The sequence below is a fragment of the Reella acinonychis genome (assembly GCF_052384575.1).
Taxonomy (GTDB): domain Bacteria; phylum Pseudomonadota; class Gammaproteobacteria; order Enterobacterales; family Pasteurellaceae; genus JBQSUQ01.
In genome coordinates, this window is record NZ_JBQSUQ010000019.1 from 41,895 (window position 1) to 62,357 (window position 20,463).

Annotated in this window: 15 protein-coding genes and 1 tRNA gene; 11 read left to right on the forward strand and 5 right to left on the reverse strand. The window is 39.2% G+C overall.

Features of this window, described 5'->3' with window-relative positions:
- Positions 1-44: 44 nt before the first annotated feature.
- From tamA to ACT2CV_RS09190, 5 genes are all read left to right on the forward strand, one after another.
- On the forward strand, positions 45-1,859 hold the full coding sequence (tamA, locus tag ACT2CV_RS09170; protein WP_464973343.1) for an autotransporter assembly complex protein TamA: 1,815 nt from the start codon (positions 45-47) through the stop codon (positions 1,857-1,859).
- A 1-nt stretch (position 1,860) separates the two neighbouring features.
- Positions 1,861-5,775 carry an autotransporter assembly complex protein TamB gene (gene tamB, locus ACT2CV_RS09175; RefSeq protein WP_464973342.1) on the forward strand — a complete coding sequence of 1,305 codons (3,915 nt, stop codon included), beginning with the start codon at positions 1,861-1,863 and terminating at the stop codon, positions 5,773-5,775.
- 15 nt (positions 5,776-5,790) lie between these two features.
- On the forward strand, positions 5,791-7,335 hold the full coding sequence (gene ppx, locus ACT2CV_RS09180) for an exopolyphosphatase (protein ID WP_464973341.1): 1,545 nt from the start codon (positions 5,791-5,793) through the stop codon (positions 7,333-7,335).
- Between the two features lie 245 nt (positions 7,336-7,580).
- The gene (locus tag ACT2CV_RS09185) at positions 7,581-8,513 is read left to right on the forward strand and encodes a sugar ABC transporter substrate-binding protein (RefSeq protein ID WP_464973340.1); all 933 of its coding nucleotides are present in this window, start codon (positions 7,581-7,583) and stop codon (positions 8,511-8,513) included.
- A 78-nt stretch (positions 8,514-8,591) separates the two neighbouring features.
- A complete protein-coding gene (locus tag ACT2CV_RS09190; RefSeq protein WP_464973339.1) occupies positions 8,592-9,524 on the forward strand; it encodes a sugar ABC transporter substrate-binding protein in 933 nt (310 codons plus the stop codon).
- A gap of 62 nt (positions 9,525-9,586) precedes the next feature.
- On the opposite strand, the gene ACT2CV_RS09195 is transcribed toward ACT2CV_RS09190, so the two are convergent.
- A complete protein-coding gene (locus ACT2CV_RS09195) occupies positions 9,587-11,089 on the reverse strand; it encodes a helicase HerA-like C-terminal domain-containing protein (protein ID WP_464973338.1) in 1,503 nt (500 codons plus the stop codon).
- A 184-nt stretch (positions 11,090-11,273) separates the two neighbouring features.
- Here ACT2CV_RS09195 and dprA point away from each other — a divergent pair, with 184 nt between their 5' ends.
- Positions 11,274-12,386 (forward strand): DNA-processing protein DprA, encoded by a 1,113-nt coding sequence (gene dprA, locus ACT2CV_RS09200; RefSeq protein ID WP_464973337.1) that lies wholly within the window; start codon positions 11,274-11,276, stop codon positions 12,384-12,386.
- Position 12,387: 1 nt separating this feature from the next.
- On the opposite strand, the gene pdxH is transcribed toward dprA, so the two are convergent.
- The 3 genes from pdxH to ACT2CV_RS09215 are packed head-to-tail and all read right to left on the reverse strand — an operon-like array spanning position 12,388 to position 14,592.
- Positions 12,388-13,020, reverse strand: coding sequence for a pyridoxamine 5'-phosphate oxidase (pdxH, locus tag ACT2CV_RS09205; protein ID WP_464973336.1), 633 nt, complete (start codon positions 13,018-13,020; stop codon positions 12,388-12,390).
- Between the two features lie 10 nt (positions 13,021-13,030).
- Positions 13,031-13,621: an aminotransferase class IV family protein gene (locus ACT2CV_RS09210; RefSeq protein ID WP_464973974.1), complete on the reverse strand. Its 591-nt coding sequence runs from the start codon at positions 13,619-13,621 to the stop codon at positions 13,031-13,033.
- Positions 13,621-14,592 (reverse strand): aminodeoxychorismate synthase component I, encoded by a 972-nt coding sequence (locus tag ACT2CV_RS09215; RefSeq protein ID WP_464973335.1) that lies wholly within the window; start codon positions 14,590-14,592, stop codon positions 13,621-13,623. The genes ACT2CV_RS09210 and ACT2CV_RS09215 overlap by 1 nt, the downstream gene beginning before the upstream one ends.
- Before the next feature lie 98 nt (positions 14,593-14,690).
- On the opposite strand from ACT2CV_RS09215, the gene ACT2CV_RS09220 reads away from it, so the two are divergent.
- From ACT2CV_RS09220 to recX, 3 genes are all read left to right on the forward strand, one after another.
- Positions 14,691-15,272, forward strand: coding sequence for an anthranilate synthase component II (locus ACT2CV_RS09220; RefSeq protein WP_464973334.1), 582 nt, complete (start codon positions 14,691-14,693; stop codon positions 15,270-15,272).
- A gap of 148 nt (positions 15,273-15,420) precedes the next feature.
- Entirely contained in the window at positions 15,421-16,482 is a 1,062-nt protein-coding gene (gene recA / locus ACT2CV_RS09225) for a recombinase RecA (RefSeq protein WP_464973973.1), read from the forward strand.
- 65 nt (positions 16,483-16,547) lie between these two features.
- Positions 16,548-16,997, forward strand: coding sequence for a recombination regulator RecX (recX, locus tag ACT2CV_RS09230; protein WP_464973333.1), 450 nt, complete (start codon positions 16,548-16,550; stop codon positions 16,995-16,997).
- 30 nt (positions 16,998-17,027) lie between these two features.
- Here the strand turns inward: recX and ACT2CV_RS09235 are convergent.
- Positions 17,028-17,122: transfer RNA gene (locus ACT2CV_RS09235), tRNA-Sec, on the reverse strand.
- Between the two features lie 102 nt (positions 17,123-17,224).
- Here ACT2CV_RS09235 and selA point away from each other — a divergent pair.
- Together selA and selB are read left to right on the forward strand one after the other, a co-directional pair.
- Entirely contained in the window at positions 17,225-18,607 is a 1,383-nt protein-coding gene (gene selA / locus ACT2CV_RS09240) for an L-seryl-tRNA(Sec) selenium transferase (protein WP_464973332.1), read from the forward strand.
- On the forward strand, positions 18,604-20,463 hold the full coding sequence (selB, locus tag ACT2CV_RS09245) for a selenocysteine-specific translation elongation factor (protein WP_464973331.1): 1,860 nt from the start codon (positions 18,604-18,606) through the stop codon (positions 20,461-20,463). Before selA ends, selB begins: the two co-directional genes overlap by 4 nt.

Here is a 20,463-nt window from a genome sequence, read left to right on the forward strand (position 1 = left end):
AAACTAAGGGCAATAAATATAAATCTGTCCGAATATAAACACCAATGAAATTAACCCGATCTCATCTATCTCTATTATGCTTTATTTGGTTTGGTTATAGCCAAGCAAGCTTCGCTGAGCAATCTGCTCAAGCAGAAGAAACAACGCCAGAACAAAATATTGAACAACAATTAAATAATTCAGCGGCAAGAAAAGTTGACGTAAAGATTACTGGGCTTAAACAGGAAAGTTTAAAAAATAACGTTCAAATTTATATTAATGACATTAATGCGGAAGAAGCGGATGGTTCAGAACGTTATCAAGAATTGGTAAGAGAAGCCATCTACAAAGGCTTACGCGTGTTAGGTTATTATGACTACCAACTCGATTTTCGCCTTGACCAAGGTAAAAAGAAACCTGTTTTAATTGCAGATATTACCTTAGGGAAACCGGTACGCCTGGCTGAAACGGATGTTCGTATTGAGGGCGCGGCTGCTGAAGATGAAGCATTTCAATCGTTGCAACAAACTTTACCTAAACCAGATACCATTTTAAATCACGAAACCTACGAAGATTATAAAACTGCATTGCAAAAATTAGCCGTTCAACGGGGTTATTTCGACGCAGATTTTACCGTTCATCGTTTGGAAGTCATGCCTGAGACCTATCAAGCCTGGTGGCGATTATTATTTGAAAGTGGCGCACGCTATCGTTATGGCGAAATACGATTCCAAAATTCCCAAATTCGTGAAGATTATTTACAAAATATTCTGACTATTCATCCTGGCGAAGACTATTTGCTCAATGATGTGTTAAAAGTCAGTAATGATTACACTTCATCTGGCTGGTTCCAGTCCGTTTTAATGCAACCCACATTAAATGAAAAAAACAAAACAGTGGATTTTGATATTCTGTTCCAACCGAAAAAGAAAAATGCCATGGAAGTGGGGATTGGTTATTCTTCCGATGTTGGCCCTCGTTTTCAGTTAGGCTGGAAAAAACCTTGGATTAATAGCCGGGGACATAGTTTTACCTCCAGTTTTTATATTTCATCACCAAAACAAACCGTTGAAATGGCATATAAAATGCCATTATTGAAAAATCCCCTTTATGAATATTATCAATTCTCTTTTGGTATCGAAAATGAGAATGATGCAAAAACTGACACAAAATCCACCGCAGTTACAGCTGGGGCATTACGTTATTGGGAATATCCTGACGGCTGGCAATATTCATTGGGCTTAAAAGCTCGTTATGATCGCTTTACACAAGCCGATCAAACAGATAAAACCTTACTTGTATATCCAACAGCAAGTATCAGTCATAAATATATGGTTGGCGGTATCTTCCCAACTTGGGGGCACAATATCAGTCTTAAAGTGGATGTTGGACAAAAGCTGTGGCTTTCTGATGTGAATTTTATCCGTCTCAGAGCCTCCGCAGCAGTCATCAAAACCTTTTTTGAAAATCATCGAATGGTAAGCCGCGTTGATCTCGGTTGGCTACACACAAAAGATTTACAACGAATGCCACCTGCAATGCGTTTCTTCGCTGGTGGCGATCGTAGCGTACGCGGTTATGGCTATAAAAAAATCTCACCAAAAGACAATAAAGGCAAATTGATCGGCGCCTCGCGTTTACTAACAGGATCATTGGAATATCAATATCAAGTGTACCCAAGTTGGTGGCTTGCTACCTTCTATGATGTCGGACTCGCAGCTGATGCTTATAAAGTCAACGAATTACGACATGGGGCAGGTCTTGGCGTGCGTTGGGCGTCACCAGTAGGGGCGATTAAATTTGATATTGCAACCCCTGTTCGAGATAAAGATAACAGCAAAAATATTCAATTTTATATTGGTTTAGGGGCGGAGATTTAGTATGACAGAGCCAGTTGAACAAACACAGGACAAGGAACAAAAATCAAGCCAACCTGCTGCTAAATCCAAAGGGAAAAAATCGAAAATTTTCTACCGCACTTTAGCCGCCACTGGCGTGTTAGTGGCTTTGCTTGGCGTTGGCGTAAGTGGCATTTTAGGTTCTGAAATAGGTACTCATTGGGCAATCTCACAAGCAGAAAAATGGGTGGATGGCCTAAAAGTGGGCGAAATTGAGGGCAAATTACAAAATGGCTTAAAACTAAAAGATGTTCAATTTCAATCCGATGGCATCAATACGCAAGTGCAACAAGCAGACCTTCAATTAGATTTTTCTTGCTTGCTCAAAGCGAAATTGTGTATTGAAAATCTGCAGTTACAACAAACAAATATTGAAATAGATACCGCATTATTGCCACCTTCTACCGAACAAACACAAGAGAAAACCACCATGAAACGCCTGAGTTTACCGGTGTCTGTGGAAGTGAAAGATGTCGCGGTAGATAATGTCAATCTCAGCATTGATCAGGATAAAATTAACCTTGGGCAATTTCATACCGCGATTGATTTAAATAATCAGACGGGTCTCACCATTGCACCGACAGAAATCAACAATCTCAGCTATGTGCTTAATACACAAAGTAAAAAACAAGCTCAAATCAAAGAACAACCAAATCAACCTATCGATTGGCCAAGCCTAGAACAACAGCTAGCTAAGCCGCTCCTTGCGGATATACCAGAAATCATATTGCCTTTTGATATGCACATTCCCGACATCAGTGGTAATAATTGGACCTTTGAACAATTCACCGATGGCAAACTAAGTCAACGCATTGATATTCCTAAGGTACAAATTCAGGCAGATGCAACTGGGGCGGATGTGCAGTTAAATAAATTAGCGATTAATAGCTCTGTGGGAAACCTGCAAGCAAGTGGCAAATTTCAGTTAGATCAGGATATGCCCGTTGATTTAACTCTCCATTCGGATATCAACAGCTTTAAACAAGGCGACAGCGTTTTATTACCTCAATCTGTCGTTGATTTATCCGTATCTGGAAATCTGAAAAAAAGCACCGCACTTTCGATTAAAACACAGGGTGCTATTGAGGCAACATTGAATGGTGACGTACAGCTTAACGCCGAAAAAACACCATTTAATCTCAATTTATCTGCCTCTAAATTCCAATACCCTTTTGATAAAACAGCTGACCCTCTCAAAGCCAAAGAGATTCATCTCAATGCGCAGGGTAATTTGCTCGATTATCAAGCTACCTTAAAAGGTGAAATCGAAGGAATGGGCGCACCTAAAACGCAATTAGATCTCCAATCGAAAGGCGGTTTATCTCATTTAGATATTGAGAAATTACAAGCCAATGCCCTAAATGGTACATTAGGATTACAGGGTAATCTTGACTGGAAAACAGGCATAAAATGGCAAACTGCAGCTGATTTAAATAAAATTAATTTAGGTGCTTACATTAAAGATTTTCCAGCTATTTTATCGGGTAATCTAACAAGCAATGGCGAAGTCAATCAACAGGGTTGGACTGTTGATGTTCCCAATATTGATGTGCAAGGTTCAGTTTCTCAACGCCCATTAACGCTAAAAGGTGCACTTCACTCAAACCAAAAAGAATTGCTCAATACGCCGAAACTGAATTTAGACTATGGTAATAATCACATTGTGCTTAAAGGGCTGCTTGCTGAGCAAAATTCAGATTTAAATTTAGATATTAACGCCCCTGATTTACAAGGGTTGCTCCCTCATTTTGCCGCTTCATTAAAAGGTAAAGCGCATATTAAAGGAAAAGTGCAAGAACCTCATCTTGATGTGGATTTGGTCGGTAGTAACATTCGTTTCCAAGATTTAAAAATTAACCAAGTCTCCGCCAAAGGCAATATCACAACGGAACAACAAATCCAAGGTAATTTAGCCGTTGATCTCAATGGCTTTAGCCAAGGTGATATTAAACTTACTAATGCAAAATTGACCGCTTCGGGCAATGAGAAATCACATCAAGTACAACTCCGCTCCAATGGTGATCCTGTTGCGGCTAACCTCAATATTTCGGGAAATTTTGACCGCAGTTTGCAATTATGGAAAGGCACCGTTAGCCAAGTGGCAATAGAAACGCCAATCGGAAATGTGAAAAACAATCAAAATATCGAGGTTGCGTTTGATAACAAGCAGACTATTGCTACAATTTCGAGCCATTGCTGGCAGCATGCGGAGATTGATCTTTGTTTTCCACAAACGTTTAAAGCGGGCAAACAGGGCGAAATTCCATTTGAACTCAAACGGTTAGATTTAGCATTAGTGAATAAAATCAGTAAGCAAAACAATTTATTACAGGGTAATCTTCGTAGCAACGGTAAATTCAGCTGGTATGAAAATAAACCTGTTAAATTAGATTTGCAGCTTCATTCTGATCAGATAAATATCGCACACAAACTAGATTACCGCACCTTCAAATTAGCTATTCCAAAACTTGCTATTAATGCACAATTGGAAAACAATAATTTAGCAGTTAATTCGGATATTCAAATCCAAAATAATGGACAAATTAAAAGCGATATCAAAATTGCGGATATTGCCAATGGGCGCAAGCTGAGCGGCAATCTCAATATTGATGGGGTTAATTTAAATCTAGCGAATCAATTGCTGTCAAATGGCGAGAATGTATCGGGTAATCTTAATTCTCGTTTAAGCTTTGCTGGAAATCTTAATGCACCTTTATTAAATGGCAGTTTAAATATCAACCAATTGCGTTTAAAAATGAAATCGAGCCCAGTGGAAATTAATAACGGTACAGTGGCATTAAATTTCCATGGTAACAGTTCAACTTTACAAGGTGATATTCAAACCTCAGAAGGCAACTTGAGCCTAGATGGTGATGCGCAATGGAAACATTTAGATCGTTGGAGTGCGCGAGTTCATGCTAAAGGAGAGAATTTCTTAGTCAATATTCCTTCTATGGCGAAAGTAAAATTAACACCTGATGTGACCGTAAATGTTGATCCGAAAACACTCGAATTGACAGGAAATATTAATATTCCATGGGCAAGAATTCGGATTGAAAGTTTGCCTGATAGTGCTGTCAAAGTGAGTGAAGATGAAGTCATCCTCAGCGGAAAAAGTGCGGTAAATAATAAAGATATTTTTGCTTCACGTCCAATGGCTGCCACCACCAAATCAGGCATGGCAATTAAATCTGATTTGAAAATTAACATTGGTGATGATGTTCAAATTAACGCCTATGGTTTAAATAGTGAATTGCTTGGCACACTTGAAGTACGCCAAGAAAAAGGAAAATTGGGGCTCTTTGGGCAAATTAACCTCAAAAATGGACGCTATGCCTCTTTTGGCCAAGACTTACTCATTCGCAAAGGGCGCATTGGCTTTGCAGGCATGCCATCTCAACCTATTTTAGATATTGAGGCAATTCGCAATCCTGAAGCGATGGAAAAACGCAATATTGTCGCTGGTGTGAAAGTCACTGGTATTGCAGAAGCTCCGACAGTTAAAGTCTTCTCGGAACCAAGTATGCCACAGGATCAAGCGCTCTCTTATATTCTCACTGGACGCTCACTAGAAAACAGTGGCGAAGCCGGTTCTGGTGGTTCAATCGGTGCCGCATTATTAGGCATGGGATTAGCCAAAAGCGGAAAATTAGTGGGCGGTATTGGCGAAGCTTTCGGTATTCAAGACCTGAACTTAGGTACCGCAGGTGTTGGCGATAGCTCAAAAGTTGTGGTCAGCGGCAATATTACACCACGCTTAAAAATTAAATATGGTATCGGCTTATTTGATGGCTTAGCAGAAGTCACATTACGTTATCGCCTTTTCCCACAAGTTTTCTTACAATCTGTATCTGGGGTTAACCAAGCTGTTGATTTACTTTATGAATTTGAGTTTTAATAACGTTGCAGGATTATGAATAATATTAATTTAATCAGAAAAGCCACCGCACTTTCCAAAGTGGGAACACATAATGTGCGTGAAATCGCTGCCATTGATTTAGGCTCAAATAGCTTCCACATGATCATTGCACGTATTGTGAACGGCTCAATTCAAATTTTATCCCGTTTGAAACAAAAAGTGCAGCTTGCTAAAGGCTTAGACGAACATGGCGTGTTAGATCAAGATGCCATTAATCGCGGTGTTAATTGCCTTGCTCTGTTTGCTGAACGCTTACAAGGTTTCCCAGCGGAAAACGTTAATGTTGTCGGCACTTATACCCTCAGAAGTGCGGTTAATAATGACGCATTTTTGCAACAAGCCAAAACGGTCTTCCCTTATCCAATTAATATTATTTCAGGTCAAACAGAAGCCAAAATGATCTATGCGGGGGTTTCACACACTCAGCCTGAAAACGGACGCAAGTTGGTGATTGATATTGGTGGAGGCTCCACAGAAATGATCATCGGTGAAGGATTTAATCCGATTATTGCCGAAAGTCGTGATATGGGATGCGTCAGCTTTGCTAAACAATTTTTCCCACAAGGCGAAATTTCGGCACAGAATTTTGAACGTGCACGCCGTACTGCCTTAAGCCGCATTGCAGATCTCCGCGAAACTTATCGCCAATCAGGCTGGCAATATGTACTCGGTTCTTCTGGTACAATTAAAACCGTTTATCAAGTCATCATGGAAAATATCGATCCAGATGGCATCATCACTCCTGGCCGTCTCGACTTTCTAATTGAACGGACCCTCAAGGTCACCCATTTTAATCAATTAAAACTCTCAGGTTTAAATGAAGATCGCGCAGATGTTTTTGTGCCGGGGTTAGCCATTTTAAGCGCGGTGTTTGACAGCTATGGTATTGAACAAATGCGATACTCTGATGGCGCATTACGCGAAGGGGTAATGTATAGCCTCGATCAAGATTTTCAGGTCATCAACATCCGCCAGCGTACCGCGGAATCCCTTGCCAAGCAATTCAACATCGACCGTTTACAAGCGGAGCGTGTCAGTCAAAATGTGGTGCAACTCACACAACAAATGAAAGCATGGCAAGAACCACATTTAGCAGATGAAATGGAAGAAATTCTGCTTTGGGCAGCGTTGCTACATGAAGTGGGTATCGTTATAAACCACAAAAACATGCCCAAACATTCCGCTTATATTTTAGCAAATATGGAATTGCCCGGCTTTGATAAAGAGCAACAACGCCTTTTATCTGCTTTAGTACGTCTACAACAAAATCCATTTAATATTGAGGATATCCTGCAATCTGCACGTTATCATTCACAGGATATTTTGTCCCTTGTGCGTCTATTACGCCTCGCTATTCTGATCTGCCGCTCTCGTCAAGCAACGGAATTGCCTCAAAATATTCATCTCAACGTAACCCCACAACAGTGGCACCTCAAATTTGAGCAAGCATACCTCGATCGTAACCCTCTGATTAAACAAGATTTATCCAATGAGAAAAAATACCTGAAAGACATTGGGTTAGGGTTTGAGTTTGCATAAAAGTGCGGTGAATTTCACCGCACTTTTCTCTTCAAAATCACTGCATATTTAATGCTACACCATCAAAAATACGATCTAGTTCACACTTTTGTATCTGCAACATTGCTTAAAATATAGCTTAATGATATATATCAAAAATGAACAAATCATTCCATATTGTTCATGCATTGAAATTTATATTTTCTATTCTAAGAATTATTAATTCTTATCAGCTAATAAAACCTTTAATTCGAAGGAGTTAAACTATGAAAAAAGCATTACTCGCCGTACTATGTGGTAGCGTATTACTCAGTGCACAGGCTGCAGCAAAAAATGTGGTTATTGGTGCACCAATGGTAGCGTTCTCTGATAAATGGCAAACTTATTTACAAGATGCTGTTCGTGATTTCGATAAAAAACACGATGACGTAGAAATTAAATTAGCAGATGCTAATGGAGACCCTGCAAAACTATTAAGCGATGTGGAAACCTTTATTGACCAAAAAGTCGATGCGCTTCTTATCGTACCAACAGACCCAAACATCGTTAAAGTGATTGGTAAAAAAGCGAAAAAAGCCAATATTCCGCTTGTAGTGGTAAACCGTAAACCATTAGACGAAGATATGAAATATATTACAAGCTATGTAGGTTCTGATGAAATTACCGGTGGTCAAATCCAAGCTGAATATATTGTTAAAACCTTAAATGGCAAACCGGCTGAAGCAGCAATTTTAATGGGACCTCTAGGTCAAGATGCCCAAATTAAACGTACTCAGGGTAACAAAGACGTCTTCGAGAAAAATAGCAATATTAAATTGTTAGCAGAACAAGAAGGCAAATGGGACCGCGCCAAGGGTTTAGAAATCGCAGAAAACTTACTTGCAGCGAATAAAAACCTCAATGTTATCGTCAGCAATAATGATGAAATGGCAATTGGTGCAGTGTTAGCAAGTAATAAGCTCAAAGTAAAAGATGAAGATATTATTATTGTGGGCTTAGATGCAACTCCTGATGCACTTGAATACTTAGGCAAAGGCTTAGATGCAACCGTATTCCAATCTGCACAAGGTCAAGGTACCACAGGTGCTGAAATGGCATATAAAGCAGCAAAAGGCGAAGAAGTCCCTCATGTTAAATGGGTGCCATTTGAACTTGTTACGCCAGACAAAAAAGAAGAATACAAAGCGAAATATAAATAATCTCAACAATGAAGGGTGGATTTTCCACCCTTTTTTATCAATGGCAACCCGTTAAATCATTATGTAGAGGTTTTTATTATGGTTAAGAAATTACTCACTTTATGCCTATTAACAGGCTTAGCTTCAACTGTATCCGCAAAAGAAATGACGGTTGGTGTTTCAATGTATAGCTTATCCGATAAGTATCCAACCTATGTGCAAGATGCCATTCAAGCTTTTGATGACAGCAATGCAGATGTCAAATTTAAATACGCAGATGCAAATTCTGATCCCGCAAGAATGTTAAATGACATTGAAACCTTTATTGATTCCGGCGTAAATGCGTTATTAGTTTTCCCAACCGATCCTGATATCATTAAAGCCATTGGTGTAAAAGCTAAAAAAGCCAAAATTCCACTCATTATCGTCAATGGAAAACCAAAAGATGAAGACATGAAATATGTCACGAGCTATGTTGGCTCAGAAGAAATTCAGGCGGGCGAAATGCAGTCGGAATTTGTCATTAAAACATTAAATGGCAAAGCGGCAAAAGCGATTATTCTGATGGGACCACTTGGCTGGGATGCTCAAATTAAACGTACCGAAGGGAATGAAAAAGCGCTAAAAAACAACCCTGAAATTCAAATTATGAGTAAACAAGAAGCACGTTGGGATCGCGCCAAAGCAATGGATGTGACACAAAATCTACTTGCTGTACACAAAGATATTAATGTGATTTTAAGTAACAATGATGAAATGGCAATTGGTGCTCTACTTGCTGCAAGAAAAATGGGCATGAATGATGAAGACATGATTGTCGTAGGAATTGATGCAACACCTGATGCACTTGAATACTTAGGCAAAGGGCTAGATGCAACTGTTTATCAATCTGCAGCGGGTCAAGGAAAAGTGAGTGCTGAAATGGCATATAAAGCGGCAAAAGGCGAAAAAGTTGCCCAATATAACTTTATTCCTTTTGAACTTGTTACCCCAGATAAAAAGCAACAATATTTAAATAAATACAAAGAATAACTTGTAACAAAAAGTGCGGTGAAAAACACCGCACTTTTCTTTAAATACCCAATCTCAACGCATTATTTTTTCAATGCACCTAAAATCCCGCGCATGATTTGTTTAGTAACTTGGTTACGAATGTTGCGACCAACGGATTTTGCCACGCCACTCACCAATTCTTCAGTTACCGTCAGTTTTTCACCGCGCTTTTTGGTACCAAAAATCATACGGCTTAAACTGCCCATAATGCCTTCCTCTTCTTCCTTCTGAGCCTGTTCAGCTTGCTTTTGCGCGACTTGTTCTAAATTCGCTTGTTCTGCCAACATTTCAAAAGCAGAATAATTATCCACATAATTATTATAATATGAATAGAGAGCATCATCTTTTACCCAAGCTTGACGCTGTTCTGCACTTAAAGGCGCAAGCTGGCTTTTTGGCGGATAAATCATGGCAATTTCTACGGGTGTCGGCATGCCTTTTTCATCTAAGAATGAAACCAATGCTTCACCCACACCTAAAGTTGTAATCGTTTCAACCACATTCACCCCTTTATTTGCTCTAAAGGTTTCTGCTGCGGTTTTCACTGCTTTTTGATCACGAGGCGTGAAGGCTCGCAACGCATGTTGCACACGATTACCAAGCTGACCTAACACTGTCTCTGGCAAATCTAATGGATTCTGTGTGACGAAATAAATCCCCACACCTTTGGAACGAATTAAACGTACAACCTGTTCGACTTTTTCAACTAAAACACTCGGTGCACCATCAAAAAGTAAATGTGCTTCATCAAAAAACATAACAAATTTTGGTTTATCAGGATCACCCACTTCTGGCAATTGCTCAAATAATTCAGACATTAACCACAGCAAAAACGCGCTATACATACGAGGAGAATTAATAAGTTTCTCTGAATTCAAAATATTAATCACGCCACGACCATCAAGTGTTTGTAGCCAATCTTCTAAATTCAATGCAGGTTCGCCAAATAATTTATCTGCACCTTCATTTTCAAGTACCAATAAAGCGCGTTGAATGGCGCCCACGCTCGCTGCCGAAATATTGCCATATTCAAGCTGAAATTGTTTTGCGTTATCTGCTAAATATTTCAACATCGCACGCAAGTCTTTTAAATCCACCAGCAATAATCCCTTATCGTCCGCAACACGAAAGAGAATATTGAGCAGTCCTTCTTGCGTTGGATTTAAATTTAATAAACGTGAAAGCAGCATAGGTCCCATTTCTGAAATGGTCGTACGTAATGAGATACCTGTATTACCAAACACATCCCAGAAAGAAACAGGGTAGCCATCTAAATAACTTTCGCCACCTAAATCAAACTGCGTAATACGTTCTGCAATTTTGCCTTGCATGCTGCCTTTGACTGTCATACCTGATAAATCGCCTTTTACATCAACGAGAAAAACAGGTACACCACTATCACTAAATGCCTCAGCAAGTTTACGTAACGTAACCGTTTTTCCCGTTCCCGTCGCACCAGCAATTAAACCATGGCGGTTTGCCATTTTTGCAGTAACACCAAAACTCTGTCCATTCGCATTTCGTGCAATTTCAAATACGCTCATAATCTGTCCTTTCTTTGTTAGCCCTATGGCTACGCATAATAAGAGAAAAACAAAGTGCGGTCAAAAAATTAACCGTTTTTTCTCCATTTTGTGATCTGTATTCCAAGAAAAAACAGAGCCAATTGGCAAGCAATAGGGTGGTAGTTAAAGTTCGATGAGATAATGAAAAAATAAGGACATAAGAATGATAAATTCTACTGAAATTTTGCTGCGTTTAATGCAAGTTCCTCATTTAGGTGCGCATAGTATTTATCAAATCTTATCGCATATTTCCCCTGAAGAATTGTTGAATTACGACAAAACAACTCTACAACAAATAGGTTGGCGCCATAATCAAATTGAACGCTGGTTTACGCCGAAAAAAGCTTATATTGAGCCTGCATTAATGTGGCAAGATCAGAAAAACAACCAACATATTATTTCTTATTTTGAACCCCAATATCCTTATTTACTCAAACAAATTGCCCAACCACCACCTTTACTCTTTGTTAAAGGTAACCCTGAAAATCTGAACTGCGCACAAATTGCTTTGGTTGGTAGCCGAAGTTGCTCTCATTATGGAGAATATTGGGCAAAATATTTTGCGATGGAATTATGGGCAGCCGGATTTATTGTAACCAGTGGGTTGGCGATAGGGATTGATGGCATTGCCCATCAAGCTGTGGTCGATATTGAAGGCAAAACCATAGCAGTGCTTGGTAGCGGATTAAATCGAATTTATCCAGCTCAACATAAAAAATTAGCCGAAAAAATTTTAGCCTATGAAGGTTGCTTGGTTTCAGAATTTCTACCCGATCAGCCACCCGTTGCCGCCAATTTTCCCAGACGCAACCGTATTATTAGTGGCATGGCACAAGGGACCTTAGTAGTAGAAGCAACGGAGAAAAGCGGTTCATTGATTACAGCACGCTATGCCATTGAACAAAATCGTGAAGTTTTTGCAGTGCCAGGCAACCTCAACAATGCTGCCAGCCAAGGTTGCCACCGGCTAATTAAACAAGGCGCTATTTTAGTTGAGAATGTGAAAGATATTATTGAAAATCTCTCGCCTTATCCGACACAATTACCGATACAAATTAGCCAAACATCAATTACAGGATCAACTCAAGAGCCAAAAGAAACAGTCCAACCCACTTTTCCCGAACTCTATGCGCACATTAGTTATCATCCCATTACCATTGATGAGCTAGCAGAACGCACTCAACTGCCAGTAGAAATCTTATTAACACAATTACTCAGTTTAGAATTAGATAACTTAATCGAATGTGAACAAGGCGCATACAAACGTTCGCTATAAACTATGGCGAGAGGCGTTCTGTTACCCACACTTGCTGTTCTAAACGATAACGAATTCTGTCATGTAAACGACTTGGGCGACCTTGCCAAAATTCAATTAAATCAGGCAGCACAATATATCCGCCCCAATGTTCAGGTCGCGGAACATGCATTGGATGTTTAGCCGCAACAAGTGCAGCTTTTGCTAACAAGGTATTTTTACTGGTTAGTACCGCACTTTGCTCACTCGCCCAGGCACCAATACGGCTAGTATAAGGACGAGAAGCAAAATAAGCATCCGATTGTTCCTCAGCCAATTTTTGCACGCTGCCCTCAATACGCACTTGGCGTTCCAATTCTGGCCAAAAGAAATTCAATGCTGCAAAAGGGGTTTGCGCTAACGCTTGTCCTTTTTGGCTCAAATAATTAGTAAAGAAAACAAAACCTTCTGAATTCACTTCTTTGAGCAAAACCACTCGGCTATTAGGCCGACCTTGTGCATTAATCGTGGCCAAATTCATTGCGGTGGGTTCGTTTACTTGCGCCTTTATCGCTTCATTTAACCAATTTTCAAATTGTTTTATCGGATTGGGATCACATTGCTTACGCGACAACGCTTGTTTGCTGTAATCCTCACGAATATTATGTAAATCCATGTTGCCTTCCTCAGTATTCATCCAAACCATTCATCGCGTTAATGATCCGAATTTCATCAAATTTAGCGATATCTTCAGCGAAAATGGGGATTGCTTTAATTTTCTTCTGTTGTAACAAATAAGCCCGCTGAGTACCCTCTAATAAAGGGGAATCTGGTGTGAACCATTGCTTGTTTTGACGGAAAATCAAATTACCAATGCTACAATCCGTCACCTTGCCCTGCTTAATAACAATGATTTCATCGGCATCGCCTCGTTGTGCCAACAGTTTATTCAACCGATCGCGGTTTTGGTATTTCAAGCCATAATCAATATCATCGCAAACAACAGGGTGAAAACGTTGGTAGCTCTTGCGCTGATAAGGAAATAATTCAATGTTCACATCTTGAGCATTATAAGATAAGCGACAGCGACAAAGGGCATTAAAAAGTGCGGTGTGAAATTCCCGCTTTTCTTCTATTAATGCCAAAAGATCATAAATTTTCACCGCACTTTTACCATAAAAGTGCAGCAAAGATGATTGATAGCGCTGCTGATGAAAAGCAATATTCTTTATTTTGCCTTGCTCAATACAAATGGTTTCAAATAAAGGAAAATCCATTATTTTATCAGTGGCACATACACTTTCTGACATAATTCATCGTACTCTTGTTGTAATTCACTTTGTTTGGTAATACCACCGCCACTGCGAAAATACATTTTCCCATTGCGTTGCTCAATAAAGCGGATAGCAACCGCGCTATCAACAGTTTCACCATCAAATAAGCCAAAAATACCGGTGTAATATCCTCTGGCTTGCCCTTCCGCTTGCTGAATAATCTCAACCGTTTTTTCTTTTGGCGCACCACTGATAGATCCTGCGGGCAATAATGTAGTTAAAATTGTGCCAATATTATCTTGCCAGTTCAAAGCAAGATTGCCGACAATTTCCGAACTTGTCTGCAAAATTGCGCCTCTTTCCGTTTCAATGCGATCAATATAACGAAAGCGTTTTACCTCAATATGTTGCGCAACAAGAGCCAAATCATTACGCATTAAATCCACAATCGTGTAATGCTCACTTTCTTCCTTAGCAGAAGCTAATAATTGCTGCTCTGCATCAGGTAAAGTCGCATCAATAGTGCCTTTCATTGGATAAGTAAAAATCTGATTTTGCTCAATTCGCACAAAACATTCGGGTGAAAAGCAAACAAAGTTATTTTGATAATAGAGTTTATAAGGTGCTTTTGTCTGCTGAAAAAATTGTAATAGCGAATAATTTGTTTCAATTTCAGTAGGATAAGTCAAATTGAGCAAGTAGGAATTGCCTTTTTGTAATTCCCGCTGCACCAAATCAAAACCTAATTGATACTCCGTCAATGACATAGGAAAGGCAGTTAAATTTAAGGGTAAATTTGACCACACTTTTTCTTGATTAGCGATACCTCGAATATCAAAAAACAATCCATTTTCTGCTGCTTTATCCACAGGACAAATCAGCGGTTTTTGTTGTTCAAAATCAATTAAAAAGAAAAAAGGTTGGCGTAATTTTCCAAAAGCATTCGCCTGTTGAATAAAAGAATTAAGTGGCATTATCAATTAAAGAAATAAATAAAATATCCGCAAGTTTAGCCTAAAAGCCACGAAAAATCATTTATAATTAACGCCACAAATTGTACATACAGTAACTTATGACAACATTAGCCATTATCAATAATCACGATTCTTTCACCTATAATTTGGTGGATCTTGTGCGCCGTTTAGCAGTAGATTTTCAAGTCATCAATGTGGAAGATTTACAGTTGGAGCAATTGGAATCGACAAGTCACATCATAATTTCACCTGGTCCAGACGTACCTAGAGCTTATCCTATTCTCTTTGATATGCTGCAGCGCTTCTATCAGCAAAAAGCTATTTTTGGGGTGTGTTTAGGTCATCAAACCCTATGTGAATTCTTTGGTGGGCAACTGTTTAATCTTGCTGACGTTCGCCATGGGCAAAGGAAATCCGTAAAAGTGCGGTCAAAATCCCCACTGTTTCAGCAACTGCCAGCAGAATTTAACGTAGGTCTATACCATTCTTGGGCGGTATCACCTGAACATTTTCCCGAACAATTAGAAGTGACAGCCACTTGCGACGATGAAATTATTATGGCATTTCAACATAAAACACTGCCTATTTTTGGGGTACAGTTTCATCCTGAATCCTATATGTCCGATTTCGGTGAAAAGATATTGGCGAATTTCTTACAACAAAATCCAATGAGTAACTAAAAATTTCTCTGTTTTGGAATCAAGATCTCAGATTAAATTAAAAGTCAGAAAAACGCTTGATACTGTTTTTAATAACAGTTATTATATGCACAAATTTACAGATAACAAATTAAAGGAAAGAATTATGGCAATCGCGAAAGACAATAAAATAGCTACTCAAGATGAAAAAGCAAAAGCACTTGCCGCCGCCTTAGGTCAAATTGAAAAACAATTTGGTAAAGGTGCAATCATGAAACTAGGGGATACTCAAACCTTAGATGTCGAAGCAATTTCTACAGGGTCTATCGGGCTAGATGTAGCATTAGGTATTGGCGGTTTGCCGATGGGACGTGTTGTTGAAATCTTCGGACCAGAATCATCAGGTAAAACAACCTTAACCTTATCTGTTATCGCACAAGCACAACAAGCAGGTAAAGTGTGTGCATTTATTGATGCGGAACACGCTTTAGATCCGATTTATGCAGCTAAATTAGGTGTTGATGTCAAAGAATTATTAATTTCTCAACCAGACAATGGAGAGCAAGCATTAGAAATCTGTGATGCCCTTGTACGTTCAGGTGCAGTTGATGTAATCATCGTGGACTCCGTAGCCGCTCTCACACCAAAAGCAGAAATTGAAGGTGATATGGGCGATGCACATGTAGGTTTACAAGCGCGTTTAATGTCTCAAGCATTGCGTAAATTAACAGGACAAATTAAAGCCTCTAACTGTTTAGTTGTATTTATCAACCAAATTCGTATGAAAATTGGTGTGATGTTTGGTAACCCAGAAACTACGACTGGTGGTAATGCATTAAAATTCTATTCTTCAGTGCGTTTAGATATTCGTCGTGTAGGCTCAGTAAAAGATGGTGAGCAAGTTATTGGTAATGAAACACGCGTTAAAGTCGTAAAAAATAAATTAGCAGCGCCATTTAGACAAGTTGACTTCCAAATTCTCTACGGAGAAGGTATTTCAAAAAATGGCGAACTAATTGAATTAGGCGTTAAGCATAAATTATTAAATAAATCAGGTGCTTGGTATTCCTACAATGGTGAAAAAATTGGTCAAGGTAAAGCCAATGCAATGAAATGGCTTGCGACCAATACCGCAATAGCTAACGAATTAGAAGCGAAGATTAGAGCTGAATTAGTGGCTAATCCAGAACAAGCCTTATTGGCGGATATTGAATCCAATTCTGATGAATCTGAAACCTCAGATTTTGAATAACTCATCACAAAAAAGTGCGGTAGAAAATACCGCACTTTTTCTTTTCATCAAAATAAGGAAAAGCCATGTCGTCCCTCGCATTAGGATATGTCTTAAGTTTATTAGCTAGACGAGAATACAGCGAATTTGAAATTCGCTGCAAAATGCAAGAAAAAGCCTTTTCAGAACAAGAAATAGAAGACACTATCAATCACTGCCAACAAAAAAATTGGCAAAACGATCTACGCTTCGCGGAAAATTACTTAAATTATCGTGCACAACGCGGTTTTGGTGTCAATCGGATTAAACAGGAACTTAAACAATTAAAAGGGATAAGATCCGAGGTTATTCAACAAGCTATTGAACAAAGCGAAATTGATTGGAGCCAAATTGCAAAACAAGTGCTACAAAAAAAACGACTACAATTTCCATTAGATCAAAAAGCCAAGCAAAAAATCTGGCGATATATGATATCCCATGGTTTCTATGCTGAAGATTTCGCAGACTTAATTGATAACGTTGAGTGGGAGTATTGAGAAATATGGGGTTAAGAAAATTAAATGAACTGGCGGAAGGTCATGGGAGTTGAACCCACCCAGGACTGCTGGCAGCCCTAACAGGATTTGAAGTCCTGCCGCCTCACCGGAAACGACGACCTTCCTTTGCATCACTGGGAGCAACTTTAGCCTAATTTTCTTTCTTATTCAAGTCTGGCAGAAAATTATTGTATAATAAGGAAAATTCTTGAAAAACAGGACAAAAAATGACCGCACTTTTTCAGCAACTTCCTTCTGTAGACAAAATGCTTAAAACAGCGCAAGGCGAAACATTAATTGCTCAATATGGACATACTGCAGTTGTTACAACCGCTCGTCAATTAATCCAGCAAGCAAGAGAGTTTATCAAGAAAAATAATCAACTTCCTGCACATTTCAATGATATTCACTCCACGATCGCCGAAATTCATCACCAATTAATTCAAAAAAGCCAAGTAAAAATTCAATCTGTGCATAATCTTACTGGCACCGTTTTGCATACCAATCTTGGTCGTGCACTTTGGCCTGAAGCGGCGCAACAAGCAGCATTAACTGCAATGAAACAAAATGTTGCGTTAGAATATGATTTAAATGAAGGTCAACGTAGCCATCGTGATAATTACATTAGTGAATTAATCTGTGAATTAACAGGTGCAGAAGCAGCTTGTGTCGTCAACAATAATGCCGCAGCAGTATTGTTAATGTTATCTACTTTTGCACAGGGTAAAGAAGTCATCATCTCGCGTGGCGAATTAGTTGAAATTGGCGGTGCATTCCGTATTCCAGATATTATGCAACAAGCGGGCTGCAAATTAGTTGAAGTGGGGACAACCAATAGAACCCATTTAAAAGATTATCGCAACGCAATCAACGAAAATACTGCATTTTTGATGAAAGTTCATACCAGTAATTATCAAATTTGTGGTTTTACGAAATCTATCGAAGAGCAAGAACTAGCGGAACTCAGCAAAGAAGTTGGCATACCTTTAATCAGTGATTTAGGCAGCGGCGCGCTGATTGATTTAAGCCAATATGGTTTGCCAAAAGAGCCGACTGTACAAGAAAAACTCAAGCAAGGCGTCGATCTCATTTCCTTCTCGGGCGATAAATTATTAGGTGGTGTACAAGCAGGCATTATTGTGGGTAAAAAATCCTTAATTCAGCAATTACAAGCCCACCCTTTAAAACGTGCTTTGCGTTGTGACAAAGTCATTCTCTCTGGTTTAGAAGCGACATTACGCTTGTATTTACAACCAGAAAAACTGACCGAGAATTTACCAACCTTACATCTATTAACGCAATCTCTTGAACAACTTGAATATAAAGCACAGCAAGTTAAGTCGATTTTAGAACCTAAGTTGACAGACTTTTCATTACAAATCGAAGCAAGTTCGGCACAAATCGGCAGTGGTTCACAACCAACAGCGAGAATTCCATCTGTCGCTCTTACTATTGCTGAAAAAAATAATGGAAAATTAACCGCACTTTTACAAACATTCAAACAGCTTCCAACTCCAATTATTGCAAGAGTGGAACAAGATAAAATCTGGTTAGATATGCGTTCACTCGCCAACCTTGAACAACTATTAGAGAGTTTACAAAGCTTATGATTATTGTTACTTCAGGTCATGTTGATCATGGTAAAACCGCATTATTACAGGCATTAACTGGCACTAATACCGCTCATTTGCCCGAAGAAAAAAAACGGGGCATGACCATCGACTTAGGCTATGCCTACTTGCCTTTAGGTGATAAAACTCTTGGCTTTATTGATGTGCCAGGGCATGAAAAATTCTTAGTCAATATGCTCGCAGGCTTAGGCGGAATTCATTACGCCATGTTAATTGTGGCAGCGGATGAAGGCATACAAGCACAAACACAAGAACATTTGGCCATTCTGAAACAGTTACAGCTTGAGCAAATTCTGGTTGTGATTACCAAAGCAGATCGTGCAACACCAGAACAAATTGCGCAATTACAACAACAAATTCAAGCGCAATATCCGTTTTTAGCACAAAGTCCCGTTTTTATTACTTCTGCCATTAATCAACAAGGCATTGCTGAATTGAGAGAATATCTCGCACAACTCGCAAATTTAGCAGAGACAAACAAACCGTTTCGTTATGCCATAGACCGTATCTTTAGCGTAAAAGGCGCGGGAACGGTAGTAACGGGTACAGCTTTTAGCGGCAAGGTCAATATTGATGATGAGCTAGTGCTATCCAATGGCGAAAAAGTGCGGGTAAAAAATATTCATGCACAAAATCAAGCAAGTCAGCAAGGATTGGCAGGGCAACGTTTAGCGCTCAATATTAATGCAGATTTAGACCGCACTTTAATTGAGCGTGGCGATTGGCTTTTTTCACAAGCGCCACAACAGCCAACGGATCGCATCAGCATTGTGATTAATGCCGAAACAAATCTTAATGAAAGCCAGGCTGTGCATATCTATCATGCGGCAGATCGTACAATTGGTAAGCTATCGATTTTATCCGATAAATCCTTGTATCCAAGCCAACAAGGTTTAGCTGAATTAATTTTAGAAAAGCCTTTATTTTTAACTTTTGGCGATAAATTAATTTTACGCAGCGGCGATAATAAACAACTGATTGGCGGTGCAAAAGTGATCGAAATTGATTCACCTAAACGCCACAAACGTACAGAAACACGTTTGAATTTATTGCGTGATTTGCACCAATCTGACAATGCCACACAGCGTTTAAAACTGTACTTACAAAGTAAAGCTATTTCAGTATCGCAATTATTGTGGACTGAACAATTAACGCCAAGCCAACTTGATGAGATTTTGCAACAAAATCAGGCAGTGCGTTTCCAACAATGGTGCTTTAGTGCGGATTATAAAAATGAAAAAACACAGCAAATTTTAACCGCACTTTCTGATTACCACCAGCAACATGGCGATCAAATAGGCTTAGGTAAAGCCCGTTTATATCGCATAGCAGCTTTAAACCAACCAGAGCAATTAATTTATCATTTAATTGATGAATTGTTAGCTGATGGCAAATTGCAACAAAGTCGCGGATGGTTGCATTTACCAGAACACAAAATCCAATTTGATGAACAAGAAAAACAACTATGGAAAGCCGTTCTCGCTGAATTTGTGCAACAGAATGGGCAGCCACTTTGGGTCAGAGATATCGCCAATGCACTCGGCATTGCCGAAACAATAATGCGTAATTTCTTATACAAAGCAGGCAAACTAGGCTACCTCACACCAATAGTAAAAGATCGCTTTTTCTTAACGGAAACCCTTTACAATTATGCCCGATTAGTCAAAAAAATTGCGGAGCAACAAGGCGAAATCAGCGTTAATCAATTACGCGATGAATTGCAATTTGGACGTAAATTAACGGTGCAGTTAATGGAATATTTTGATCGCTGCGGCTTCTTACGCCGCAAGGGCAATGCACATATGCTACGCGATAAAACAATGTTTGATGAATAA

Excerpts from the sequence above, each read along its gene's own strand:
- ACT2CV_RS09190 (WP_464973339.1), top strand. The coding sequence starts at position 8,592 with ATGGTTAAGAAATTACTCACTTTATGCCTATTAACAGGCTTAGCTTCA.
- ACT2CV_RS09220 (WP_464973334.1), top strand. The coding sequence starts at position 14,691 with ATGACAACATTAGCCATTATCAATAATCACGATTCTTTCACCTATAAT.
- ACT2CV_RS09210 (WP_464973974.1), bottom strand. The coding sequence starts at position 13,621 with ATGGATTTTCCTTTATTTGAAACCATTTGTATTGAGCAAGGCAAAATA.
- ACT2CV_RS09215 (WP_464973335.1), bottom strand. The coding sequence starts at position 14,592 with ATGCCACTTAATTCTTTTATTCAACAGGCGAATGCTTTTGGAAAATTA.
- tamA (WP_464973343.1), top strand. The coding sequence starts at position 45 with ATGAAATTAACCCGATCTCATCTATCTCTATTATGCTTTATTTGGTTT.
- pdxH (WP_464973336.1), bottom strand. The coding sequence starts at position 13,020 with ATGGATTTACATAATATTCGTGAGGATTACAGCAAACAAGCGTTGTCG.
- tamB (WP_464973342.1), top strand. The coding sequence starts at position 1,861 with ATGACAGAGCCAGTTGAACAAACACAGGACAAGGAACAAAAATCAAGC.
- ACT2CV_RS09185 (WP_464973340.1), top strand. The coding sequence starts at position 7,581 with ATGAAAAAAGCATTACTCGCCGTACTATGTGGTAGCGTATTACTCAGT.
- recX (WP_464973333.1), top strand. The coding sequence starts at position 16,548 with ATGTCGTCCCTCGCATTAGGATATGTCTTAAGTTTATTAGCTAGACGA.
- selA (WP_464973332.1), top strand. The coding sequence starts at position 17,225 with ATGACCGCACTTTTTCAGCAACTTCCTTCTGTAGACAAAATGCTTAAA.
- ACT2CV_RS09195 (WP_464973338.1), bottom strand. The coding sequence starts at position 11,089 with ATGAGCGTATTTGAAATTGCACGAAATGCGAATGGACAGAGTTTTGGT.
- selB (WP_464973331.1), top strand. The coding sequence starts at position 18,604 with ATGATTATTGTTACTTCAGGTCATGTTGATCATGGTAAAACCGCATTA.
- ppx (WP_464973341.1), top strand. The coding sequence starts at position 5,791 with ATGAATAATATTAATTTAATCAGAAAAGCCACCGCACTTTCCAAAGTG.
- dprA (WP_464973337.1), top strand. The coding sequence starts at position 11,274 with ATGATAAATTCTACTGAAATTTTGCTGCGTTTAATGCAAGTTCCTCAT.